This window comes from Dactylosporangium sp. NBC_01737 (assembly GCF_035963215.1).
In the GTDB taxonomy this organism is placed as follows: Bacteria; Actinomycetota; Actinomycetes; order Mycobacteriales; family Micromonosporaceae; genus Dactylosporangium.
In genome coordinates this window covers 4,926,343-4,950,956 of the sequence record NZ_CP109153.1, presented here as the reverse complement: position 1 = coordinate 4,950,956, position 24,614 = coordinate 4,926,343, and the positions used below count along the sequence as shown (strand labels likewise).

Genomic DNA, 24,614 nt, shown 5'->3' with positions numbered 1-24,614 from the left:
AGCCAGTGACGGAAAGCATTAGCAGGCAGGAACGGTGACACTACCCTGCAGCCCGGTGACGGCTCCAGGGCACCACCGGTGCCTGCCATCGCCAGCAGCGACCGCACACAACCAGACGGTCTGGACAGGCAACCGACCACCCAAACCACGATCCATCCGATCCCAACAAAGCAAGATCAAAAGCGCTCTCGTCGGCCAGAAGAGGATGCGTGGGACGCGTGCCGCTGCATGCGTCGCCCTCCTCCTGCGTTGCTGACGTCCAGCACGGGAAAATGCCACGATCGTGAGACTCCGGCGCGGGATGACACCGGTGAGACGAGGCGGATTACTGCAGGTCACAGTCGACCAGGTGACATCCTCCGCGAGACCCTACAAGGGGTGTAGGTTCCCATGATTCAGTGACATATTCCGGGCTGCCGGACGGGGTTTCGGGCTGCCGGCGAGTGCTTCGTGCCTTTGTTGTTGTAGCAGCTCAAGCCACGTATGTCCGCATCGTGGCCGGCCATCAGTAGACCCCCTCCCAGACCCAGTCGCCGGCGCGCCCGGCGTCGTCCGCCGGCAGGGCGGACTCGCCGACCTCTCCGAGACGTGTCGCGCGTGCCCGGACGTGTCCCAGTGCGGGGGCGGGCTGTTCGCCCACCGGTACAGCGCGGACCGCGGCTTCGACAACCCGTCGGTCTACTGCCCGGACCTCATGGAGCGGATCCAGCACATACGGCGGCATCCGCCGCGGGGGCCTGCCGTCCGTGACCACGGTGCCGACGCAGGGCGGCGGCCAGCTGTTCCTGCCGACCTCGGCGCTGCGGTGCTGGCCGGCTACGCGCATCTGTTGGCAGTCGTGGACGTCTCCGCCAGCAAGCTCAGCCTGCCGGCCGGCGACCACGTGCTGGCGGTCCGGGACATGGCACAGGAGCAGCCCGGGTGGGTGCTGAGCCGGGGCGTCAGGCCGGGCCTGTTGCTGGAGGACGCCGATCCGTGCCGCGACTGCCACAAGTGAAAGCCCACCGATCGCCTCGATGATGAGGCCGCCGGGCGCTGGCGGCGCGGCCTCGCGGATCGTCGCCGCCGACGCGCCGTTTCGCGGCGGCAGGCTGAGGACGGGCCTGCGCGCGGTGGTGCCCCAGCACTGGCAGGGGTCGCTGTCGCTCACAGTATGCCGCCAGGCACGCGGCCTGCCGTTCCGGCCGGTCCCAGTCGTCCCCGTGCTCGGTGGTGGCATCTGGAGGTCGGCGTTCAGCGGAAGGCGGTCGGCGAGCGGTACGCGGGCGGCGGCGATCACATCGAGGGCAGTTTTCGATGCGGTGTGCGGTGTGGTCCGGGTGGTGGTGGCGGGCACGTGCAGCAAGGACGGCGGCGCGGAACATGCGTGCCGCCTCAGCACCGGACGTGCACACCGCCAGCGAGGCGAACGCGTGCGAGCGCTGGCAGGGATCGGCCTAGCGGAGGCGTCACTGCGGTTCTGTCTGCCCGGCGTGTCGGTCGAAACTCGTTCGCGTCGCCGCCTGGGGTCTGGAATTCTGTAGGGCTGGCACCGCGCCATGCCCTGAACAGAGGCTTGAATCGAGGCGTGCATGGACGTGCAGTTCGAACGACGGCGGGTAGCTGTCCTGGCACTGGTCCGAGCAGTGTTCGAGGGTTTCGCGGAGCTGGAAAGTCGGCCGCGCATCGGTCGGATGATCGACAACCAGCGGTGGTGGCGTCACGGCCAGGAAGAGTTTGTAGGTCTCCGGCGCGAGGCATGGAACATGCCAGACGACCTGCCGATGTACGGCTGGTTGGACAAGTTTCCCGAGATGGCCGCCGTACGCGAGGCGTACGACGCGGACCCGGTACTCGGCGCCCGAGTCGACGCACTTCTGGGCATCGAAGGCGGCCGACAAGGAACGAATTTCTACTGGATCTTGGCACAGCACGTGATCGAGCCGATCGTTCTGGCCACCCGCACCTACAACCTCGACGAGTCTGTCTTCGACCGGGTCTACAGCGCGTTCGAGCGCGGCTTCGGTGCCGAAGAGATTCACATGGTCGAGTTCGTTCCGCTCAACGGCTTCGCATCGACGGAAGAGGTTGTCACCCTTCCCGATGGGCTCGTCCTCAAGCACATGGGTGACCTCCAGGTGAGCCACGCCATCAACCACCTCGCCGTACCGCGCATGTCCGGCGGCGGCGTGAACGGCGCACGCATTTCGCGATTCGACCAGTGGGCGCTGACCACGACGCGCGCATACCGTGTCGAGGCCGGCTACAGCGACGTCGTTCCCCGAGCGCCAGTGTTTCCGACGCTCTACGGCCCGGCGGCAACGTTGGTAACCGCGCTACGCATCGTCTGCGGCGGTTCCGTGGTGTCCACCCGCAGCATGCTCGCCCAGGATGAGAGCGAGTTCCCGTTTCTCCCCAGTTCTTCTGCGATGTTGACCGCGTTCAACAGCGCGGACAACGACCGTCCGACCTACCTCATGCCGGATGCGCTCGGCGTCTTCCTGGCCACATACAGCGCGCTCGGCTTGCCGGAGGTCCAGGCGGACCGGTCACTTCAGGTCGCCATCCGTCGGCTGGTTCTTGCCGGATCACGCAGCGAGGACAGCGACCGGCTGGTCGATCTCATGATCTCGGCTGAGGCCCTGTTCATCAAGCGATCGAACCTTGCCCGGGACATGGCGAAGAAGGTAAAGATCATGGCGGGGGCGGCCACTCTGCTGGCGGGAGATCCGCAGCTCCAGGTAGGAGCCGATGAACTCCGGATCCTGATGAAGACGATGTATGAGGCCCGCAATGCCGAAGTACATGGCGACGACCAGCCGTACGCGCCTCTCTACCTGCTCTCCGGCGCTGCGACCGACTCGTTGCCCAAGATGCTCGACGATGCCGAGCGAGTCATGCGGCGCGCCGTCTTGGTGGTCCTGGAAGAGCACGCGCGAGCCAAGCTGCCCTAACGGAGTTCGCTCCACCAGGATGGTCGTGTCGCCCACCTGCTTCGGGTATCTCGCGCGCTGGGTCTGTCTGATCGAGGGCCGACCTCGGTCATGTGAGCCTCGATGACGCGTTTAGGGAAGTCGGCCAGCATGCCGACATGAGGGACGACATCAAGCGCCACGTGAAGGAGGATGAGCAGCGACAGCGCGGCGCGAATCGCCGTGTGCGGGAAGGAAGCCGCCGCAGCGCCAGAGGCCGACGCTATGGCCAGGACCGGAGTCAGAACGCGCCCTAAGCCCTGATCCACCGATGAAATTGATGTGGCTGTGGCAGGCCGGACGCGACGATGCCCCCGCGAGCTGGAAAGATAGAGGTTCTTGAGGCTTCTATCGTCCGGTTCGAGAGGGCACCGTCGGGGTGAGAATATCGCACGGCGCGACGCGGGTGCGCGCATCGTTTGATGATCCGAGTCTGGTGTCGTGTGCCGGACTGGAGCCGGTCATGGCCCTCGCCCAACGGTGTGACCTGCACGGCATCGTGGCTGCTCGGCTGCATCTGCCAACAGACAAGGGGTCCAACGCGTCGGGGAAGGTCGCCGCGATCGTGGCGGGCATGCTGACCGGTGCCGACTCGATCGACGACCTGGACGTGCTGCGTCACGGTGGGATGCCGATCCTGTTCAGCAGCGTGTATGCGCCCTCGACGCTGGGCTCGTTCCTGCGGGCGTTCGCCCACGGCCATGTCCGGCAGTTGCAGGCCGCCGGACGGCAGTTCCTGGTCCGGCTGGCCGGACAGGTGCCGTTGCTGCCCAGCGCCGGCGCGGTCACGTTCGTCGACGTCGACTCGCTGCTGCGGCGGGTCTACGGCAAGCAGAAACAAGGCGCAGGGTTCGGTCACGCCAAGGTCGGCGGCTACCAGGTCCTGCTGCGCGGCCTGAACCCCCTCGTCGCCACGATCAGCACCCCGGACGCGGCGCCGGTGATCGCCGCGACCCAGCTCCGCGCCGGCAACGCCGGTTCAGCCCGCGGCGCGGCGGCACTGGTCGCCGAAGCCGTCGCCACCACCAGAGCGGTCCTCGCAGCCCAACCCGCCACCACTGCAACGACGACAGCCGCCACCGTGGCGGCTGAGATCATGGTCCGTGCGGACTCGGCGTTCTACTCCCGCGCGGTGATCACCGCCTGCCGGCGGGCCAGGGTACGGTTCTCGGTCACCGTCCGCATCGACGCCAAGGTCCGTAGGGCGATCGACGCGATCGGCGAGGACGCCTGGACCGAAATCCGCTACCCGCAACCGGTCTGGGACGAAGACCAGCAGCGGTTCATCTCCCGCGCGCAGATCGCCGAGACCACCTACACCGCGTTCGAAGACACCCGCCACGAAGTCACCGCCCGGCTCATCGCGCGCCGCGTCCCCGACCTGAACAAATCCACAGTGGACGAACAGGGTGTGCTGTTCACCGTGTGGCGTTACCACGCCGCGTTCACCGACAGCCCGTACGTTCTCGTCCAGGCCGAAGCCCAGCACCGCGGCCACGCCATCATCGAACAGGTCTTCGCTGAACTCATCGACGGGCCCCTCGCCCATCTGCCCTCCGGCCGGTTCAACGCCAACAACGCCTGGCTGGCCTGCATCGCCATCGCGCACAACCTCACCCGCACCGCCGCCACCCTGGCCGGACGACCCCACGCCACAGCCCGCGCCGCCACCATCCGCCGGCACCTGATCAACGTTGCCGGGCGGATCAGTCGACACGCCCGCACCGTCACCATCCACCTGCCGCAACACTGGCTCTGGCAACACAACTGGCTACGCCTGTTCACCACCACGCACGCCCCACCCGCCTGACCATCCACACAGGACAGTCACACGCAGCCGACGCCGGCCACCCACAACGCCAGACCCCATCGAGCCATTGAGCACACCGGCAACTCGGCCGGTCACCCCAGCACGCCCCGACCAACACCCAAGATCATGAACTCGGACCAGCCGAACGTCGAAAACCTTATCGGTGGATCAGGGCTAAGGGTTCCGGTGAACCGCGATACCCGCACCCGGTCACTCGCTGAACCCGCCTTCCGACGATGCCGCCATTGAACTCCACGCAGCGCACCGTGCCAAACCCCAGCCCGGCGTCCGCGCTGCCGGGTCGAAGCCCTGTCGATTCCCGTCATAGTCCTGCTGCGGCGCGGTTGCCGTTCGCTGTCTCCGTGCGGGCGTGTGCGGCGCGAGGATCGCTGTGCCTGCTCGCCGCCGTACCGAGCGCGACCGCGGTGTCGAGCCGCGCGAGTTGCGCTGCGGTGCGGTGCCGCGGCTGGTCTAAACCATCGTGGTCACCTTGTTGCGACGGCTCGGCCGGTGCTGCGTCGTTGCGGCGGTGGGTGATGGCTTCGGTCATCTGGTGCCAGCCAATACCGTACGGCCTGTGCTCTGTACGCCCAGGTCGATACTGCGGGTCCAACAGCTCGCCCCGGGTCACCAGTTCCTGGGCCAGGTGGTAGTCGCCGGCCTTGAACGCCGCGAGCGCGGCGGCGGCGATTTGCTCGGCTCGGTCCTGCCGGTGCGCGCGTAGGTCAGCTCGCTGAGTCTCGGTGAGCTCCAGGACGCTCGGATCGGCGTCGATGACGGCTGTGACGGCGTCCCAGACGGCCGCGAGCCCGTAGCGGTCGGCCAGGTCACGCAGATGCCCCTCGCTGACGTACCGCGCAGCTGACTCGCGTCCGGGGTTGAGCGGTCCAAGGAAGTAGAACCCGGCGTGGTCGGCGACCGCAGTACGGATGTCTGCCTGTTCGAGCGAGGTGAACCGTCGCATCGGATCGTCGAGCTCCGTGTCGTCTCGACCCTCGGAGGGGGCAGTGCGGTGCGACGCGACCGGCGGGTCACTCCGATCCGGTTCGGCACCGGCGGTGTCCGGAGTCATGGTGGCGTCGCGGCTTGGCGCGGGCCGCTGTGCGGCGCTTGTCAGCGTCGCAGGCGGATCAGCGAGCGGTTCCCCTGTCTGGGCGGCATCAGCCGGGTCTGGCGCCGTGGCGACGGTCGCCGACTGTGGCTGCGTCACCCGGGTGGCGGCGAGCGCTGTTGCCGCAGCGGTCGGCTGCTGCCCAGCTACGTCGTCGATCCAGGCGAGGGAGCCCAGTTCCAGACGCTGCTTGGCCCGGGTGACCGCCACGTAGGCCAGGCGTAGCTGCTCGTCGTTGGGCAGTAGGGTCTGTCCGGTCTGCTGGTTGGTTTGCGGCTGGGGAAAGTCGCTGGCGATGCGCACGCGGTCCCACTCGCGTCCCTTCGACTTGTGGACGGTGGAGACGATGACGTCGTACGCCGGTTCGCCGTCTGGTGTGGTCTCGCTGTCGTTGACCAGTTCTCGGACCATCTGCAGGAGTGCGTCGGCGCCTCGGCGGTCGACGAGGTTGACGAACGCGCGCAGCGACTGGGCGTCTGCCTCGCCGTCCTCGACGTAGGTGCGGACCTCGTCCCAGGTGGCGAACCGGTTCAGGTCGGGATGTTTCGTGGCTCGTCCGGCTTGGAGGTCTTGGGCAGCCTTGGCAATGTCCTCGATCATCTTGCCGCCGCCGAGCAGGGCGACGCGACGGCCGGCGTCGACGGCGTCGACGACCGCCGCGACGGCGCCAGCGTTGGTCCGGGCCAGGACCGCGTCCGGCTCCTCGACGACGCCGATGCTGCTGTCCAAGGAGGGGTTGCCGGTCAGTCGCCAGCGCGAGTCGAGCAGCGACAGGAATTGATTGCCGACGTCGGCAACGGCGGGACCGAACCGCCAGCTTTGCGTCAACGGCAGCGTGGTGTCGGCCGGCCAACGTTTGAGCGCGTCGATCGCGCCCCGGAACCCGTAGATGGACTGGTTGGAGTCGCCCACGACGATGGTCTGCGCCGGCTGTTCCTGGATGACCTGACGCAGGACGTCGTTGATGTCCTGCGCCTCGTCGAAAAAGATGGTGTCGTACGGCATGGCGGGGTGGGTCAGCGCCCACGCCTTGAGGTAGTCGTCGTGGTCGAAGAACAGCTTGCCGTCCGGGTGGATGATGTCGGCCCAGGCGGTGCGAGCGTGGTCGAGCACGACTCGGGCAAGCTCGGGTGTCTCCTCCGCCATGCCGGTCGGCAGATGCCGAGGTCCGATCGTGTCCGCGGCGCTCTCGCGGAACACGCGGATGGTGGCCATCACCATGCGGGCCACCCGTTCGGGCTCCACGACGTCGGGACCGACGTGACCCTCAATGTTGAGGTGAGCGGCCCACTCGTCGGGCCATCGAGCGCCCGTGCGCACGCGACCGACCTTGTCCCGTAGTGGGCTGTTGCCGAGCGCTTCCCGCGCGAAGGAGTGCGCGGTGCCTGCCCGCACGTGTCGGGGGAACTTGCGGGCGGCCTCGGCGGCGATGGCGGCGTTGAACGCGATGTAGGCGATGCGTGCCTGCGGCCGGGCGTTGGCCAGCATGAGCAGTGTGGAGGTCTTGCCCGTGCCGGCGAGAGCCTGCACCGCGATCGTCCGACCGGCTTGGTAGGCGTCGATGATGTGTTGCTGCTGGCCGGTCGGTGCCATTGCGGGGGCGGGCTGGTGGGCGCGGTTGGCGTCGGCGCGGTCTTGCGCGGCCAGCCAGCGCTGGATGTCGCCGAGCGCGGCGGGCCGGTCGGTTGGCCGGCCGGTGTAGCGCCATTCGCGGTTGCTTCCTTGCCAGCGGAAGCGGTGCTGTTTGAGCAGTCCGCGGAGACCGTCCTCACGGCGGGAGCCGTCGGTGCCGCGAACGATCAGGGCCGTGCCGTCGATCACCTGGATCCGGCTACTCCAGGACGTTGGCGTCTCGGGCAGGCTGTCGTTCCCCGCGGCGGTCGTGCCGATGTTGGGCGCGGGAAGCGGCGGTGCCGAGGCGACACCGGTCAGGGCTGGTGGCTCCGTCGGAGGGTCGGCTGCGGCCTCGACTGTGGCTGCCGGCGCTGCCGCTGCGGTGCTGTCGGCGTGATGGGCCTCGCCGGGCTCGCTGTCCTGTTCCGGTTGCTGGGCGTCGGCTTCCTCGGCAAGTTCGGCCAGGTCCTGGTCGCCGAGGGGTTCGTCGAGCTCGGCGGTGGCGGCCAGCAATCTCGCCTCTGCCTCCGAGTACGGGCCGGTGTGCTCGCCGATCTCGGTGCCGTCGTGGTCGACGAGCTGCCAGGTGGTCACCGGACCGTCGTCGTGGACGTGATCCGGCGCCACGGTGATCCGGCCGCGTGGCAGCATCCCGACCTGCGGGTGGCGCGCGTCAACGTACACCGCTGTGCCGTGGCGGTTGGTCCGTCGCCACACGTGGTGCTGCCCGTCTGCGGTCGGCGTTTCCTCGCTGATCGCCACCCCGTTCAGCCAGGCCGGCCGCGGCGCGGGCGACGTCTGCACCGGTTGCACTGTGGCTGGTGTTGGCTGGTCGGTGTCGGCTGCTGCTGCCGTCCGCCCCCCGCTGCGCTGCCCGTCGTGCAGGGCTGGCGCCGTGGTAGTAGTTGGGTCCGACGGTGCTGCAGGGCGCGAGCTTTCGGGTGCTGGCGGCGCGGCGACCGGCGACGGGTCCTGGGTGACCGTGGGTGGAGCTCCGCGGTCGGCGACGGCGTCGCCGATGACCGGGGCGGGGCCTACCGCTACCAGGCGGTAGCGGCGAGTGCTGTCCGGGAGTGTGCTGCCTCCGACGAGGTAGACCGTCAGGTTGATCCCGACTCGGTCGACGGTGACGGTGCCGCTTCGCAGCTGCACCTGATCGCCGGGGTTGAGTCGCAGGCCAACCACGGTGCGCCCAACGTTGCCGTCGTTGCTGTGGTACGGCGCGATCTCAAGGCCAGACGCCATCCGACGCAGCAGGTTGTCAGCTGCGACCACGTGGTCGGCTGGGACGCCGCGGATGGTCGTCCCAGTGCTGGTGCGGTTGCGCGGGATGGTCTTGGTGGCGCCGCTGGCGGCGATGGCCTTCAGGTCGGCCTTGATGTCGTCCTGGTATGCGGGATCGAGGGTGAGGTATTCCTCGACGGTCAGCCGGCCGTAGTGGCTCAGTCGGCCGGCGTCGGGGATGTCATAGCTGCTGGCTGGCAGGCACAGCACGTCAATGGCCGCGGCTTGGGCTTCGGTGTGGGTTGTGGGGTGGCCCGACCAGCGGTCGAGCAGTCGCCGGGCGGTGGCGCGTTCGCGCCATGCGGGTGAGGTGAGGCTTTCCTGGACGTCGGCGGTCAGTGCCCGACGGTCATCGGCAGTCAGCCCAGCCAGGTCGTCGGCGGACACCTCAGCGAAAGTGCGCATCCGCCACTCCCGCCGGATCGTCCACGGCTCGCCCCGATCGTTGCCGAGTTCGTCGATCGCCGCCCGTTGGCTCGGCGTCATCGCTGGAGGCAGTGCCGACGGGGCCGTCACTGGGCGGCTGGGCGTGGTCGTCGCCTGGGCTATGTCGGGGCCGGCTACTGCGGTGGAGCGCTGGTCAGGATCGGTGGCGGTCGAGTCGGCGGGGGTAGTGGCCGGCGCCGGCTCGGCGGTCGGTGAGGCAGTCGGACGCGGTGCACGTGGGCCGGGAAGATTCGCGTCGCCGGCCCGCACCGGCGTCCAGTACAGGTCTCGTTCGATGATGAGCAACCCGCGGTTGATGGCTTCCACCTCCGGCAAGTCGACGTAGCCCCATTCGGCGTCGCTGGGATCACCGTGATTGACGAACCCGTATCCGGTGCCGGTCGCTGGGTCGTACTCGGCGAGCCACGCGTCGAAGGAGCCGCCGAAGTAGTGCAGATGCAGGAGCTTGTCCTCGGCCGGTTGCGCGTCGGTGGCATACAGTTCCGGCACGGTGGCGGTGATGTCGGCAGGCGGGTAGAACGGGTGTCCGCGGCGACGCCGGTGCAGTTCGGGAAGACCGGCAGCGGCTGGCAGTTGCTGACTCGGTGGCGTGTCGTGGCGGGACTGAGTCTCTGCCCCGCCGTTTCGGGTGTCCGATGCAACGGCGACCGGGCCGCGGCTTCCTGCCGACGCGGCATCGCTGTCATTGGGCCGTGTCGTTGTGGCCGCTACGGCGCGGGCGGGCTCGTCGACCGCAGCGACATCGTTGGCGTCCGTCCGCCGAGGCGGGAGTTGATCCTCGGCCGCGTACGGAGTTGGCGCGCCGTCCGGGCCGGCGGGGTCGGGTGTCACGGTGTCCGGCGTGGCGGTGGCATCGGAGACAGCGACGTCGATGATGCGGAGCTGCTTGTGCAGTGTGGCCAGCTTGGCGGTGTGTTCGTCGAGTTCGGCACGGCGCGGGAAGGGCAGCCCGATGCGGTCGGTGGCGCGGTCGATGTTGGCCTGGAGCCGGTCGATGGCTTCCAGTTGGCGGGTCCGTAGGTCGTCGGCTCCGGTGAGCCGGTTCTCGAGTTTGCGGATCAGTCCGACGCGTTCCTGACCGTCGTCGGCGGCGAGGGTGTCCAGTTCCCGTTGGGTCAGCGCGATGGTGCTGTCGGAGATGCCGTCCAGGTCCAGCAGTGCCCGGTGGCCGAGCAGGTCGGGTTCGATGGTGGCGTGCAGCGCGATGCCGCCCAGCTGACCGAGGTGCAGCTGGGTCCGGCCGTAGGCGGTGTGCACTGCCGGGTGGAGCCGGCTGATCAGCGCGGCGCCGGCGGCGGCACGGGTGTCGAAGGTGGCGCCGTCCAGGGTCATCCGGAAGGCGTCGCCGCGGGTGTCGACGCGGCGGGCGAGGACCTCGTCCAGTTCGCCGATCGTGCGGTGCAGGCTGGCGGTGGTGCGGCGGTTCTGCTCGACGGTGGCCTTGAGGGTGACCTGCTCGTCACCCCAGATGCGCTGTTCGAGCCGCAGCGCGCCGACGGTCTCCTCGATGCGGTGCAGTTCGAGGAGTTCTGGGCGGCCGGCGGCGACGGCGAACATGACCGCCGGGTCGATCTGGCCGTCGGTGTCGTCTTCTTGGGCGTCGATGATGCGGGTGGTGTCGTTCGGGTCGAGCATCTGCTTGGTGAAGCGGGCTTTGTCGTCGACCTTCTGCCACAGGAACGGGTCGTAGGAGTTCTCGGTGACCACGAACACGTGGTGGATGGCCGGGTTGGCGTTGCCTTGGCGTTGTCCGCGGCCCAGGCTCTGCACGACTGGGCTGAGTTTCCAGGTGGGGTCCAACTGCATGATGCTGATGACTCGGCGTTGGATGTTGCGGCCGGTGCCGAGTCCGGCGCGGCTGCCGATCAGCACGGCGATCTTGCCGTCGCGGGCGTCCTGGTCGAGCTGGTCTTTCTGCCTGCGGTTGGTGGCGTCCTGCGCGAAGCGGATCTTCTCGGCGGGCATCCCCCGGGCGACGAGCGCGTCGCGCAGTCCGTCGTAGATGTTCCAGCGGTCGTCGCGTGGCACACCAAGGTCGCAGAAGACCAGGTGGAGGCTGCCGCGCTCCGGGTCGGGGGTGCCGTCCGGCCGGTAGTAGAGGTCGTCCTTGTGCTCGTTCCACGACGCGGCGAGCCAGTCGGCGGCGACGTCGAGTTTCTGCGGCTCGGTGGTGGCTGCGCCCATCAGGCGCAGGTCCAGCGATGCGGTCCGGCCATCGGTGGAGATCCACAGGATGTTGTCGTCGCGGAGCACACCTTTGGTCGTCAGCCGTGGTTCGGGGCTGCCCGAGGTGACCGCCCTGGCGCGGGCCGCGAGGCTGACCAGGTGCTGGCGCAGTTCCGACGACGCGGGCACCGACAGGATCTCGGGTTGACCGCCGATGATCGCGGGCTCGCCCAGGTCTAGGTGCTCCTTGAGCTTGACGTCGGCCCAGGAGTACATCAGCTGCTTCTGCTCGGGCAGGTTGACGAATCGGCTGTGCCGGGTCTTCGACACGAACCCGGAGCCGTCCGCGCGCATCTCGATGCGCCGGCGGGGCTGGATGAACGCCGCGTGGTACTGGTCGTCCTCCTCGATGCCCATCTCCGCGAGGAGCTCTGGCGCGGCGTACTTGGTCATCGTCAGGATTTCTGACGGCGAGTTGTCGATCGGGGTGGCGGTAGCAAGGGTGACGACCCGCGCGCTGGTGCGGCGCAGGTACTCCAGCTTCATCTCCAGGTCGGCGGTGATCTGGTTGCCGGGGTGCGCGAGCTCCGGGATCGCCGAGATCACCCGCAGGTTCTTGTAGACGTGCGCCTCGTCGATGAACAGGTAGCCGATACCGGTCCGCTCGAACTCGACCCCCGGATCGGACGGTGTGGCCAGTTGCTCTTTGATCTGCTCCTGCAGGGTCGCGACCTGCTTTTCGACGTCCTTGACGGTGTACCGGTCGGCGCCTTCGGTGTTCTCCAGGTGCTTCTTGAGCCGGTCGAGTTGCTTGTTGAGGTAGGCGACCTTCACCTCGCGGCTGACCGGGATCTTCTTGAACGCGTTGTGGCTGATGATGATCGCGTCCCAGGTGCCGGTGGAGCAGCGGGCGACGAACTGGCGCCGCTTGTCGCCTTCGAGGTCTTCGGAGTCCGCGGCCAGAACCTTGGCCCGCGGGTACGCCTGGAGGAACTCGCGGCGGAACTGGCCCAGCACCCCCTTCGGTACGACGTAGGCGGGTTTGGACACCAGCCCGAGCCGGACCAGTTCCATCCCGCCGACGATCATCTCCAGGGTCTTGCCGGCGCCGGTGCCGTGGAACAGGCCGGTCCCCCGGGTGTTGCGGATGCGGGCCACCGCCGCCATCTGGTGCGGACGCAGGGTGAACGCTGCGGACATGCCCGGTGCCGTGATGTGCTCGCCGTCGTAGCTGCGCACGACCCGGGCGTTGAACCGGTCGTTGTACGTGCGGCCCAACGCAGCGGCCCGCTCGGGGTCCTCCCACAGCCAGGCCCGGAACCGGTCGTCGAGCTGCTGCGACTTGGCCTGCGCGAACGCGGTCGCTTCACTGTCGCGGACGGTCCGGGCTTCCTTGCCGGTACCGACGGTCTTGGTGATCTCAATGGTTTGGCTGTTGAGCAGGCTCGCGGCCAGGTCTGTGGCGGGCCGGTTCCTGGTACCCCACACGGTGGTGGCCAGCACCCCACTCTTGGCCCCGCCGGTCACCGACCAACTCGCGCCGATGTTCGCGACCCGCACGCCCGGGTCTTCGAGGATCTCCTGGAGGAACTGCTGTACGTAACCGGCGGAGATCCATGGCGCGCCGAGCCGGGCGCTGATCTCGCCGGCCGTCAGGTCCCGCGGAATCACCTCCTGCAACGCGGTGACGTTCGCCTGGAACTGCGCGTCGGTAGCGGCGGCGTGCTGGGCGGCGTCGAGTTTGCGGCGCACGTTGCCGGACAGATACTCGGCCTTGCGGATCAGCCGCCCGGTTCCGGGCTCCTCGAACACGAGACCCGCCAGCGCGTCGCGGGCCTGCGCCTCGGTGTCCAACCCGAGCAGTGCCGCAATGACGTCCAACCGGACCTCGTTGTGCCGGTCCCAGCAGACGACGAGCGCGTCGTCTGCGGTGTCGACGTGGTCGACCGGGCTCGGGACGGTGATGACCCGCTGCGTGAACACCTCGGCCCTGTCGGCGGTGCCACTGTCGTCGTCGAAGCGTTCCAGCGCCGAGACGTACGGGAAGAACGGGTCGTCGCGGAAACCGCCCATCCGCGGGTACGTTCGGCGTTCGCTCTCCACGACGTCGCCGGTCTTCTTGTCCACGCGGGTGCCGGTGGCGCGCTGGAACCGGTTGATCGCACCGTGCGCGGCGACGTAGGCGTCGTAGCGGCGGTTCAGGTCGGCGCGCAGCTGCCGGGTCTGCGGGGTGTCGGTGCGGTGGGTGGCCTCCTCGTCGAGCAGCGCGAGGATCGTCTCCCGCAGGCCGATCAGCGCCCGCAGTTCCGCGACCTGGGTGCTGGCCGGCTCGTGCCGTGCCCGGCGGCCGTCACGGACCTGGAAGAACCGGCCGTCGCCGGCGTCGATGAACAGACCTTCCTGGTCCGGGGTCGGTGCCCGCGGCGGCGCGGGCGGCTCCGGCGGCTCGGTCGCGGCAGCGACGATGCGGTCCAGGGCGGCGGTCAACGCGGCACCCACCGTGTCCGTGTCCGCCTGCACGACGAGGACGGGCCGGTGCCGGCCGCTGTGCGTCAGCTGCTGGCCGAGCACCATCGCCGGGCGGTCCAGGAAGTATTCGTTCACGTCGAACGTGTCAGTGGGCCCCGTGGCTTCGGCGGCGGGCAGCTGCACCGCCTGCGTCTGCATCCACGCGGTGTCGGCCGGGGGCTGACCGTCGGCGCGGCGCCGCAGGATGAGCAGGTCGGTGACGACGTCGGTGCCCGCGGCGGCGGCGTGCGCCTCGCTGGGCAGGCGGACTGCACCGACGAGGTCGGCGAGGGCGGCCATCTGGGTGCGGGCGGCGTGGTGGGCGTCGTCGCGTCCGTCCATGGTGTACCGGGAGGTGATCACCGCAACCAGCCCGTCGGGGCGCGTCGCGTGCAGCGCCTTGAGGATGAAGTGGTTGTGGATCGAGTGCTGTCGGCCCGGGTTATGGCGGGGGTCGTGCAGTTTGTGGCTGCCGAACGGCACGTTACCGATCACCAGGTCGAACCCGGTGTCGGGCAGTGAGGTGTCGGCGAAGGACTCGGCGCGGATCTCGGCGTGCGGGAACCGGGCCTGCGCGATCCGCGCGGTGGTCGGGTCGATCTCGACGCCGACCAGGGTGCTACCGACGGGTGCCCCGACGAAGAGGTTTCCGCTGCCGCAGCCGGGCTCCAAGACCGTGCCGCCGGCAAAGCCGAGCTGAGTAACCGCCGCCCAGATCGCGGTGACGAACTGGGGATCGGTGTAATGCGCGTTGAGGGTGGTGGCGCGGGCGGCGCGGTAGCCGTCCTCGCCGAGCAGCTGTTGGAGTTCGGCCCGTTCGCCGGCGAACCGGGCCGCGAATCGGGCTCGTTCGTCGAACAGTGCGGGTGTGGCACCCCAGCCGGACCAGCGGGCGTAGAGGTCACGCTCGTCGGCGGTTGCCGGCTGGGGGTCGGGGCGCAGAGCGGCCCGCACCGCCGCCAAGTTGGCCCGGATCCGCTCTGCCTCGCCAGTCGGCGGACCGACCAACTCACCGACTGATGCCGCCGACGAACCGGATGCAGCCGGGGCAGCCGGGTTAGACGGGGCGGAGGGGGGTGCCGTCGCTCCCGTCGCAGGATCGGCTAGCGCACCGTCAACAGCATCTCGCGCAGCACCTGGCCTTCCGCCTCGAACCGGGCGGTCGTCAACCGCTGCACCCGCTGCAGGTACCCCTCCCCGCTCGGTGCTTGACCCGCCAGCGTCCTGGACAGCTCCTCGACCGCCGTCTCCAGTTCCTCCCCCAGCTGGGTGAAGAACTGCACCGGGTCCGGCAGGTCCCGAACCCGCTGCGGCATCGTGGTCTGCCAGTGCTCCATCGCCTGCTGGCCGTACCGGTTCACGGTCGTCTCCCTCGGGTGCGAGCGTCTGCTCCTGTTCTGGCGCATGCGTGCCGGGCGCGCCGAACAGGAAGTCGAACGAGAGTTGGTCTGCGTTTTCTTCGCGGCGCCGCCGGGCCATCTGCTGTCCTCCTATTCTGCTACGGCCGTGCCCCGGCCGTGGTCCTGCGCTGGTGGGGACCTCGCTGTCCTGCTTTCGTCACGCAGTGGTACGAGCCACCGCAGCGGCCGGCGGTGACGCACGCACGCTGGGTGCGGTGGGGTGCCGCAGGCATCGGGGCGTTCATCGGCGCGGCTCGCGGGACGCGGCGGGAGGTACGCCCTCCGGTCGGCTCCGGTCGGTCTGGATTCCGGACGCGGCAGGTGCGCCGGGCGCGTGATCCTGGTGCGCGAGTTGGGCCGCGGTGATCGGCACGCCGCCGGGCACGATGATGGCCCGGTTGACGGCGAGCAGCGTGGCCTTGAACCAGGCGTCGGCCGGTTGCCCGTCGATCAGGAAGCCACGTGCCTGGGCGACGCCCCGGCCACTGCGCACAGTGCGGGCGGCGGTGAGGTCTGCGCCTGCGGCGTACGCGCCGGCGACTGTCGCCTCGACCAGGGCCCTGCGCCAGACCGTCTGCGCCACGGCACGCCACGGCTCCCGGGATCCCGCCGCAGCTTGCCGGGCTTCCTGCGAACCGGCCTCGCTCAGGCTGGGCACAGCGGTCGGCAGCTGCGCGGAGCGGCCGATGAGCTCGCTCGCCACGATGGCGAGCGGGTAGATGAGCACCCACGCGGCCGGCTCAGCGTCGGCTCGCCCGGCCGCATCGCCGATCCGGGTCGCCGCGTCGACGTAGGCGTCGCGGTAGAAGTGGGGGTAGCCGTGCTCCCACGTCGCGAGGACGACGCGGTCGGCTCGAACGGCGTCGTTCACCGTGTCCCCGGGCGTGTGCCACTGCCGATACCCGTCCTCGAGGACGGTCTCCGGGACCGACAGCGCGGCGAGGGACGGGCGCGCGTCCGGCTGGTGCGGGGTCATGGCTTCGTCCTTCCTGGCTCATTCGCCGCGCGGTCGGGAGAAGGCGCGACGGATGATGCAGTCATCGGGTGAGCGGGCGGCGGATCGCCGCGACCGGCTTGAAGTTCACGACGGGCGTGATCTTGACGTAGCTGCCGGTGTGCGGCGCCTGGACGAGGTACTGCCGCCCGTCACCGCCGCGGCCGATGTACATGCCCACATGACCCGGGCGCTTCATCGAGCCGTTGGACCCGGGGATGAGGATCAGGTCGCCGGGCTGCATCGCGTCAAGCCCCGCCACCGCGACGCCGGTGTGGACCTGATCGCCGGTGACGCGTGGGATGCGCACCCCGGCATGCGCCCACGCCTGCATCATCAGGCCCGAGCAGTCGTAGCTGTCCGGGCCTTCCGCCCCGAACACGTAGGGTTTGCCGAGCTGGGCGAGGGCGAAGGACACGGCGGCGGCCTGCTGCGCGTCGGTCGGCAGGGTGTAGCCGGGTGGAATGCCGCCACCGCCGTCGGGCAAACCGTCACCGCCGGTGTCGACGGCGTACTTGGGCAGCCGGCTACGAATCTGCTGCGGATAGTCGTGCGCGAGACCGGAGGCCGGCACCCCGCCCGCGGCGAGGACGCCGCCGCGGCCGGCGAAGTACGCCGCCCACGCCAGGTCGAGCGGGTTGCCGACGAGGCGACCGTTGGCGAGGTTGGTCTCGGCCCAGGCGACCAGGTCACACATGAGGTGCCCTTGGGCGAGGATCGCGTCACCGGCGTCGTACGGCGAGCTGACGCCGTTGCGGTCGTAGTCGTACCCCCAGCTCTGCCAGGTGGCGTCGGTGAACTGCGCGATGCCCTTCGCCGGTACCTCGCCGATGTCGGTGTAGGCGTTGGGGTTCCAGCTCGACTCCAGGTCGAGCTGGGCGGCGATGTCAGCCGGCCCGATCGACGGGCACAACGCGCCGGCCGCCCGAACGTAGGGGAGGTACTGCGCGGGTACCGGCGCATCGGGGCGAAGCTGGTTGCCGCCACCGCCACCTGCCTGGGCGGCCTGGATCGACCCGACCGACCCTGCCGAGGCCGCCAGCACGAACCCGCCGCAGCAACAGCCACCGACGACCAACGCCACGATCAGGCCAGCGATGACAACCCATCGCGTCCCGGCCCCTCCCGTCTGGTCCTGGCCGCTCACCGCGAAACACCCCGGCCGCCGCCGAGCGCGCGGTCATGGCCCTCGCCGCGCCGGCCTGCGCTGGCGTCCGCGACGGGCCGACGGTCCGCATCGGGATGCCGGAGGGAGGCGCCGACGCCGACCCGGGCACGGTCCACTGTGGAGGTGCCCAGCCTTTCGGCGGACGATGGTGATGTGACAGACATGGCCGCTCCTCGGCATCGGTGACCGCTCCACCGAACCCGTCAACGGTGGGTGGTGGCGCTACCCGTAGCGCCCGTAGCGCCCGCATCACTTTGTGCGTCAACGCTTTCGTCCACACCGCCGGCTGATCGTCCAGGTCACGGCCCACCACTCGGGTGGGTCACCTGGACGAAGGAGCGCATCCGTGCTCACACATCTGGCAGACGTCGCATTGAACGTGCTGGCCGCCCCGCCGACGCCGGGCGCGACGCCGGCGGACCTGGACCCGGGCGCCATCGAGATCCCCGGCCTCGGGTTCCTGGTCACCCAGTTGCTCGGCTGGGCGAAGTGGGCGCTGCTCGTGGCCGGCGTTCTCGGCATGTTCATCTGCGCCGGCATGATGATCATGGGTCGTCGTAACCGCAGTTCCACCGCGGTCGACGGCGCCACCGGCATTCCCTGGGTGCTGGGCGGTCTGACGCTCGGCGCGGTCGCGGCCACGGTCGTCGGGGCGGTGCTGTAGGCCATGACGGACGACATCGCCCTGGCGGCCAGACGGCGCACCCGCGCCCTGGTGGCCATGGTGGCGGCCGTTGTACTGATCGTGGTTGCCGTCGTCGGCGTACTCGTCGCGACGGTAGGGCGCCGGGGCAACCCGGCGCCCGCGCCGCCATCGGCCATCACCGCGACCGCCGCTCAGTCAGCACAGCAACCTGGGCCGACCCCACCGGTCGCCCTGCATTGGGTCACCGTCGTCGGGGCGCACCTGCCCGCGGGCGCGGACGGGCCACGCGACACGAGTGCCGGCCGTGCCCGCGGATTCGCGCACACGCCGATGGGGGCGGTCTTCGCCGCCGCGCACATCAGCGTGCGGCTGTCGCCGCAGGCCGGTCCGGCTGTGTTCGAGCCCACCCTGCGCGAGCAGGTCGTCGGCCCTGACGCCAACCGGCTGCTCGCGGCCCTGGAGGAGGAGTACCAGGAGCTTCGGGCGCAGTTCGGCGTCGCGCCGGGCGGTCCGGTCGGCCAGCTGTACTCGACTGTCACCGGCTACCGGATCGGGTCCACCTCGCCGGACGCCATCGAGGTTGGCCTGCTCATCGAAGGGCCGGGGCAGTCCGGCCCAGCCCGGGTGGCCCTGTCCGCCCAGATGCGGTGGGTCGATGACGACTGGGCGCTGCAGGCGCCGCACGGCGGGGATTGGAACACCGCAGTGGTCCTCGTCTCGACCACCGCCGGCTACACCGGCTTCCCGGTGGGGGGCTGATCGTCGTGTGCGCCCCGTGGGACACAAAGTGTGTGGCCGAGGCCGTCTCGACGGCGGTCGCCAACAGTTTCTTCGGTCAGCTCGAACAGATGATGATCGCTGCGGCGTTGTGGACGATCGACATTTGCGCCACCTGGTGGGTGGCGGTGCCGTCACTCAGCCTGTACCCCGACCCGCAGCAGATCACCGCATCGTCAACACCGATCGACGCCGTCACGCACCTGCGCTCCCTCATCATGCCGATCACCGCGGCGGTCGCCGTCGGAGGCATCCTCTGGCAGGCCATCCTGATGGTGCTGACCCGCAAGCCCGCCCCACTGGTGAACGTGCTCCGGGGACTGTGGAACACGTCGCTGTGGGCGGCCGTCGGGACCTTCGGCACCCAACTGCTGCTGACCGGCTGCGACCAGTTCAGCACCGCAGTCTTGAACGCCGCGTTGCAGTCGGTCGGCGACCCCAGCCTCGGCAAACGGCTGGGTGCCCTCGCCGTGCCAGCCTCGGGCGGCGGCTTCCCGCAGATCGTCGTGATCCTGGCCGCCACCCTCGCCATGATCGCGTCGCTGACCCAGGCGTTCCTGATGCTGTTCCGCGACGGCTCCGTCGTCGTCCTCGCCGCGCTCACGCCGCTGGCCGCAGCGGGCAGCTTCACCAACGCCACCAACGGCTGGATGAAGAAGCTGCTCGCCTGGCAGCTCGCGTTGATCTTCTACAAGCCGATAGCGGCCATGGTGTACGCCACCGCGATCTGGGTCACCGGCGAGAACACCTCGAAGGATCCACGGATCCTGTTTGTGGGCCTCGCCATGATGGCGATCGCCCTGGTCGCGCTACCCGTGCTGATGAAGTTCTTCAACTGGACCATCGGCTCGCTCCAGTCCGGCAACGGCGGTCTCGGCATGTTCGCCACGGCTGGAGCCGCCGGCATGCACGCGGCATCGTCGATGCTGGGCGGTTTCGACGCTGGCATGCACGCCCGCTACCTCGCCGACACGTTCGACCGGGCCGGCCCGGCGAACCGGCCCGGCGGCGCCGACCCCGGTCCCGGACCGTCCGGTCCTGGCTCCGGTCCGGACGACCGCGACCCACCCAAACCCGGCAGCGGCCCGACACCCGGGCAAGGCCCCGGCTCGGGCGGCGCACCAGGCCCCGGCGGAGGGCTCAAGCCGCCGACGTTCGTCGGCGAAGCAGGCCCAGGCAAGGTCGCCAACATCACCTCGGCCGGGGACCCGGCGGGCGCTGCTGCCTCCAGCACCGCCACTGCCCCCACGGCAGCGACGGGTGCCGCCTCCGCAGCGGGACCGGCCGGGCTGGCAGTCGTCGGCGCCGGAGAAGTGGTCGGCGCGGTCACCGAGACCGCCAGCGCTGCTGCTAACGCTGCCGCTAACGCCCTCGACGACCCGACGAAGGAGGCGTGACCGTCATGACCGCATCCGAAGGCCAGGTACGAACGTACGGCGGATGGCGCCGAAGTCGCGGCATCGGGCTGATGGGCCTGGGGTCGGCGCAGACGCTCATGGTCGTGATCGCGTTGACGGTCCTGATCATCTCGGTGTCCGTCGACCGGACGATCGGCATGATCGTCGCCGGACCCGCACTGCTCCTCATCGGCGGGACCGTGCTGCGCTGGGACGGTGTGCCGTTGCTGCACGGGCTCCTGCAACGCATCCGGTGGGGCTGGGGATCCGCCCGCGGCTATACCGCGTACCGGTCCGGGGTGACCGCGGCACACCCGCACGGCTGGCAGCTGCCGGGCGTGCTGGCACCGACCACGTTGCTGTCGGTGGCGGACCCGGCTGGCGACTACGGCGTCGTGTGGCACCGCCGGCTCGGCACCATGACCGTCACCCTGCGCGTGGCCGCCACTTCCACCTGGCTCGTCGACCCCGGCCAGGCCGAGCGATGGGTGGCGAACTGGGGCTCCTGGCTGGCCGGCCTCGGCTACCTGCCGACGGTGCGGTGGGTCGCGGTCACCGTCGACACCGCCCCGGCATCCGGCTCGCGGCTCGCGCACTACGTGGCCGGGCGGGTCGCGCCGCACGCCCCAGCCGCAGCCCGCCGCGTCCTGGCACAGCTCGTCGAAGTCTCCCCCGCCGCCGCAGCGGACGTGGAAACCCGGGTCAGTATCACCTTCGACCCGGCACTGTCCCCCACCCGCCCGCGGAACCTCGACGAGTCGCTGGCCGAAGTGAGCCGCGCGCTGCCCGGACTGGCCGACGCGTTGGGCTCCTGCGGGCTGACCGTCCTCGGCCGCGCCACCGCGTCGGACCTGCTGGCCGTCGTCCGTGCCGCCTACGACCCGGCCGCCCGCGGCGACGTCGCCAACGCGCTCGACAACGGCAACGGGCTGCGTCGCTTCCTGGACTGGGACACCGCCGGGCCGATCGCCGCGACCGAGTTCTACGACCGCTACCAGCACGACTCCGGCTGGTCGGTGTCCTGGGCCTGGCACGAGGCGCCAAGGGCGAACGTCCACGCCGACGTCCTGAGCCGACTCCTGGCACCGGGCGGCCACCCCAAGCGCGTCACGCTGCTCTACCGCCCGGCCTCGGCCGCCGACGCCTCCCGCATCGTCGAGCGCGAGGTCAACGCGGCCAGCTTCCGCGACGCACTGCGGGCGGCGCAGAAACGCGACGAGAACGCCCGGGACCGCGCCGACAAGGAACGAGCACTGCGCGCCGCCCGCGAAGAAGCCGCAGGCGCGGGCGTCGGCCTGATGTCGATGTTCGTCACGGTCACCGTGACCGACGAGGACGACCTCGGCCGCGCCGTCGCCGACGCGGAAAGCCGCGCCGAGGTGGCGAAAATCCGGCTCCGGCGGCTGCGCGCCAGCCAGGCCGCAGGGTTCGCCGTCACGCTGCCGTGCGGCATCTGCCCTCCCCAACTGGCCATCCAGTGGCCCCGCTAACGATGCGCGGACAGGAGCCTCTCGTGAAACGACAGTCCATACAGGATCGTGATCCGCGGTTGAGTACCGGACCGGTCGCTCCGTCGTGGGGATGGCGTGACCCTGGTGCCGGCCGGGTCAGTCACCTCGCGCCAGGCACGGAGTACCAAGCCACGACCGTGCAGTTCTGCGGCCTGTACCCGTTCGTCGCCGGGTCCGGCTCCCCGATGCTCGGGGTGCCGATCGGCCGGCACATGCTGTGGGGCGAGGTCGTCTGCCTCGACCCCCTGCAATGGCTGACCAGCGGCCTGGTCACCAACCCGGGCATGTTCCAGCTGGGGCAGCCCGGGATCGGCAAGTCCAGCCTGGCCAAACGGCTGCTCACCGGGATGGTCGGCTACGGCGTACACGGCCTGGTGCTCGGCGACACCAAACCGGACTACACGCCCCTGGTCCGCGAGCTCGGCGGGCAGGTCATCACCGTCGGACGCGGCATGGACCGGATCAACCCACTGGACGCCGGACCGCTGGGCTCCGCGCTGGCCCGGATGAGCGGCCCGGACGCGTTGCGGCTCCGGCTGGAGATCCGCGGGCGCCGACTGTCGCTGCTGCTGGCCCTGTGCACGCTGGTCCGGGCCGGGCGAGTCACCAACCCCGAAGAAGTCATCCTCGGCCGGGCCGTCGACATCCTCACCGACCGGCTCGACCGCGAACCCACCGTCCCGGACGTCCTCGCCCTGCTGGAGGAAGGCCCGGACGAAGTCCGTACAGCGGCTCGCGCCGGCACCGACGCCGACTACCGCCGCCGCGTCGACGAACTGGTCCCCACCCTGGCCCTGCTGTGCGAAGGGTCGCTGCGTGGCGTGTTCGACCAGGCGACCACCACACCGATCGACCTCGACGCGCCCGCCGTGTCGGTGGACATCTCCCACGTGTCGGCAGCCGGCGACCAGCTCGTCGCCGCCGCGATGCTGTGCACCTGGAGCTACGCCTTCGGCACGGTCGACGCCGCCGCCGTCCTCGCCGAACAGGGGTTGGCGCCGCCACGGCAGTTCATCGGCGTGATGGACGAGCTGTGGCGGGCGTTGCGGGGCGCCCCCGGCCTGGTCGATCACGCCGACGCGCTGACCCGCCTCAACCGGCAACGCGGCATGGCCAGCCTCATGATCACCCACAGTCTCGACGACCTGGAGGCCTTGCCCACCGAGGAGGACCGCGCCAAGGCGCGAGGCTTCTTCGAGCGGGCCGCCATCAAGATCCTCGGTGCGCTGCCGGGCCGGGAGCTGGATCGCATCAGTCGCATCACCCGGCTCTCCGGCCCGGAACGCGACCTGGTCAGCTCGTGGGCCGCACCCGAAGCGCTGTTCCCCGGCAGCGTCCACCCCGGACGCGGCAAGTATCTGATCAAGACGGGCGAGCGGCCCGGCCTGCCGGTCGCGATGCGCCTTGTTGGCGACGAGGCGCGGCTGTACGACACCGACCGGGCCGTCCGGGGCATGGCCGCATGAACACGCCGACGAGCCCGCTGAGCGTGATCGCGTACGGCGGCGTCCAGTCCACCGCCCTGTTGGTGCTGGCCGCGACCGGTCACATCGACTACCCAGTGTTCCTGTTCGCCAACGTCGGCGCCGACTCGGAGGAACGGAATCGACTTGACCCTCATATACCTGCGCGCCAAGCGCGAATAAACCGAACGCCTCAACAGCCGTCCACTCATCCAACTCGGCGTTCCCCGGGCGAGGGGAGACGGCGACTGATGCTGGAACCACCCCTCCTGACAACACCCCATGGATGCAGCCAGGCGTCGTCAAGACTCGTCCATGTCGCCTGGCTGGTCCCCACCCGCACCCAAAGCCTTGACGCGGACAGATCACTGTTCCCAGTCGGCAACTACCGCTGCCCAAAGAATTTGGAGCTGCTCGGAAGGCTTGACCCGCTCTCCACGCAAGAAGGCCCCAACCACCGTCAGCCCTTCGAGAGCCGCCGTCACGCAGACGTTGGCGTCGTGGCGAAGATAGCCGCCGCGTGTCGAGGCATCCGGCAATCCGGCAGCGATGATCCGCGCGCTACCGATGCAGATGTCGGCTATTCGGAGCTCCTCCCTGACACCCGCATCGGGGATCAACTGGACATGCCGGACCAGCTTGTTGCCGAGGTCGCCGATCAATTTGGCCCAGGTCTCAGAGTCGAAGTCCGCGCTACCAGTGCGCGATGTGTACTCCCGTGCCAGCAGCACGATCGACTCAAGGACCTCCCCGACCGTCTTGGCGGCCGCAGTTCCCAACCCGCTCCGTTCGGAACGCCGGCGGGCACGCTCGCTGAGAAAGTGATCGAGGACCCGCTGGATCACGGCTCCAGCCAAGCCGCTTCCGAGCATCAGGGGGACCAACACCGGCCAGCTCATCGCCTGTTTCTACCGGAGGCGGTCAAGGCCACGCCATATGTCGCCAACCGCCGTGCCCTGCCGTACGAGCGGCCGGTGTATCCACTGCTGGATCATCAGCCACCGCTACGGCGCCTCGACTGCGAACGGATCACTGCCGCAGCCGGACTGCCGGTGCCGGGCAAGAGCGCCTGCTGGTTCTGCCCGCTGCATCGGCGAATGTACTGGTCCGAGCTGCGCCGGGACCGGCCCGACATGTTCGAGCGGTCCTGCCAGCTGGAGGAACTGCTCAATGAACGGCGCGCCCGACTCGGTAGGGATCCGGTCTGGTTGACCGCCCGGAACCGACCGTTGCGGACCCTCGACGCGGCGCAGGACCCGCTGCTCGGCTTCGAGTCCGAGGGCGACGACGGGTCCTGCGACAACGGGGCGTGTTTCACATGACGCGGCTCACGGTTCGTGGGCGCGTTGACCGGGCCGGGCGGGCGG

The 24,614-nt window shown here is 69.7% G+C and carries 14 protein-coding genes; 9 read left to right on the top strand and 5 right to left on the bottom strand.

Going from position 1 to position 24,614, the window contains the following annotated elements; genetic code table 11:
- Positions 1-607 precede the first annotated feature (607 nt).
- The 3 genes from OHA72_RS64785 to OHA72_RS22435 all read left to right on the top strand — a co-directional run bounded on the left by OHA72_RS64785 (position 608) and on the right by OHA72_RS22435 (position 4,761).
- A complete protein-coding gene (locus tag OHA72_RS64785) occupies positions 608-997 on the top strand; it encodes a hypothetical protein (protein ID WP_442788667.1) in 390 nt (129 codons plus the stop codon).
- 574 nt (positions 998-1,571) lie between these two features.
- Positions 1,572-2,933 (top strand): hypothetical protein, encoded by a 1,362-nt coding sequence (locus OHA72_RS22440; protein ID WP_327009740.1) that lies wholly within the window; start codon positions 1,572-1,574, stop codon positions 2,931-2,933.
- A gap of 397 nt (positions 2,934-3,330) precedes the next feature.
- Positions 3,331-4,761 (top strand): IS1380 family transposase, encoded by a 1,431-nt coding sequence (locus OHA72_RS22435; protein ID WP_327009739.1) that lies wholly within the window; start codon positions 3,331-3,333, stop codon positions 4,759-4,761.
- Between the two features lie 322 nt (positions 4,762-5,083).
- Here the strand turns inward: OHA72_RS22435 and OHA72_RS22430 are convergent, their stop codons facing one another.
- The 4 genes from OHA72_RS22430 to OHA72_RS22415 form a co-directional block, all read right to left on the bottom strand.
- On the bottom strand, positions 5,084-14,845 hold the full coding sequence (locus tag OHA72_RS22430) for a helicase-like domain-containing protein (RefSeq protein ID WP_327009738.1): 9,762 nt from the start codon (positions 14,843-14,845) through the stop codon (positions 5,084-5,086).
- A 149-nt stretch (positions 14,846-14,994) separates the two neighbouring features.
- Positions 14,995-15,252 (bottom strand): hypothetical protein, encoded by a 258-nt coding sequence (locus OHA72_RS22425; protein WP_327009737.1) that lies wholly within the window; start codon positions 15,250-15,252, stop codon positions 14,995-14,997.
- Between the two features lie 280 nt (positions 15,253-15,532).
- Positions 15,533-16,267, bottom strand: coding sequence for a hypothetical protein (locus tag OHA72_RS22420; protein ID WP_327009736.1), 735 nt, complete (start codon positions 16,265-16,267; stop codon positions 15,533-15,535).
- Positions 16,268-16,328: 61 nt separating this feature from the next.
- Positions 16,329-17,369, bottom strand: coding sequence for a C40 family peptidase (locus tag OHA72_RS22415; protein WP_327009735.1), 1,041 nt, complete (start codon positions 17,367-17,369; stop codon positions 16,329-16,331).
- Between the two features lie 430 nt (positions 17,370-17,799).
- Here OHA72_RS22415 and OHA72_RS22410 point away from each other — a divergent pair, with 430 nt between their 5' ends.
- The 5 genes from OHA72_RS22410 to OHA72_RS22390 all read left to right on the top strand — a co-directional run bounded on the left by OHA72_RS22410 (position 17,800) and on the right by OHA72_RS22390 (position 23,250).
- The gene (locus OHA72_RS22410) at positions 17,800-18,117 is read left to right on the top strand and encodes a hypothetical protein (protein WP_327009734.1); all 318 of its coding nucleotides are present in this window, start codon (positions 17,800-17,802) and stop codon (positions 18,115-18,117) included.
- A gap of 3 nt (positions 18,118-18,120) precedes the next feature.
- Positions 18,121-18,858: a DUF8175 domain-containg protein gene (locus OHA72_RS22405; RefSeq protein WP_327009733.1), complete on the top strand. Its 738-nt coding sequence runs from the start codon at positions 18,121-18,123 to the stop codon at positions 18,856-18,858.
- A 32-nt stretch (positions 18,859-18,890) separates the two neighbouring features.
- Complete coding sequence (locus tag OHA72_RS22400; RefSeq protein ID WP_327009732.1) at positions 18,891-20,273, top strand: hypothetical protein; 1,383 nt, start codon at positions 18,891-18,893, stop codon at positions 20,271-20,273.
- A 5-nt stretch (positions 20,274-20,278) separates the two neighbouring features.
- The gene (locus tag OHA72_RS22395) at positions 20,279-21,763 is read left to right on the top strand and encodes an SCO6880 family protein (protein WP_327009731.1); all 1,485 of its coding nucleotides are present in this window, start codon (positions 20,279-20,281) and stop codon (positions 21,761-21,763) included.
- 158 nt (positions 21,764-21,921) lie between these two features.
- Positions 21,922-23,250, top strand: coding sequence for a putative type IV secretion/conjugal transfer ATPase (locus OHA72_RS22390; RefSeq protein ID WP_327009730.1), 1,329 nt, complete (start codon positions 21,922-21,924; stop codon positions 23,248-23,250).
- A 362-nt stretch (positions 23,251-23,612) separates the two neighbouring features.
- Here OHA72_RS22390 and OHA72_RS22385 read toward each other — a convergent pair whose 3' ends face one another.
- On the bottom strand, positions 23,613-24,092 hold the full coding sequence (locus OHA72_RS22385; protein WP_327009729.1) for a hypothetical protein: 480 nt from the start codon (positions 24,090-24,092) through the stop codon (positions 23,613-23,615).
- On the opposite strand from OHA72_RS22385, the gene OHA72_RS22380 reads away from it, so the two are divergent.
- Positions 24,069-24,569 carry a hypothetical protein gene (locus tag OHA72_RS22380; protein WP_327009728.1) on the top strand — a complete coding sequence of 167 codons (501 nt, stop codon included), beginning with the start codon at positions 24,069-24,071 and terminating at the stop codon, positions 24,567-24,569. The genes OHA72_RS22385 and OHA72_RS22380 overlap by 24 nt on opposite strands.
- Positions 24,570-24,614 lie beyond the last annotated feature (45 nt).

Excerpts from the sequence above, each read along its gene's own strand:
- OHA72_RS22405 (WP_327009733.1), top strand. The coding sequence starts at position 18,121 with ATGACGGACGACATCGCCCTGGCGGCCAGACGGCGCACCCGCGCCCTG.
- OHA72_RS22440 (WP_327009740.1), top strand. The coding sequence starts at position 1,572 with ATGGACGTGCAGTTCGAACGACGGCGGGTAGCTGTCCTGGCACTGGTC.
- OHA72_RS22395 (WP_327009731.1), top strand. The coding sequence starts at position 20,279 with ATGACCGCATCCGAAGGCCAGGTACGAACGTACGGCGGATGGCGCCGA.
- OHA72_RS22420 (WP_327009736.1), bottom strand. The coding sequence starts at position 16,267 with ATGACCCCGCACCAGCCGGACGCGCGCCCGTCCCTCGCCGCGCTGTCG.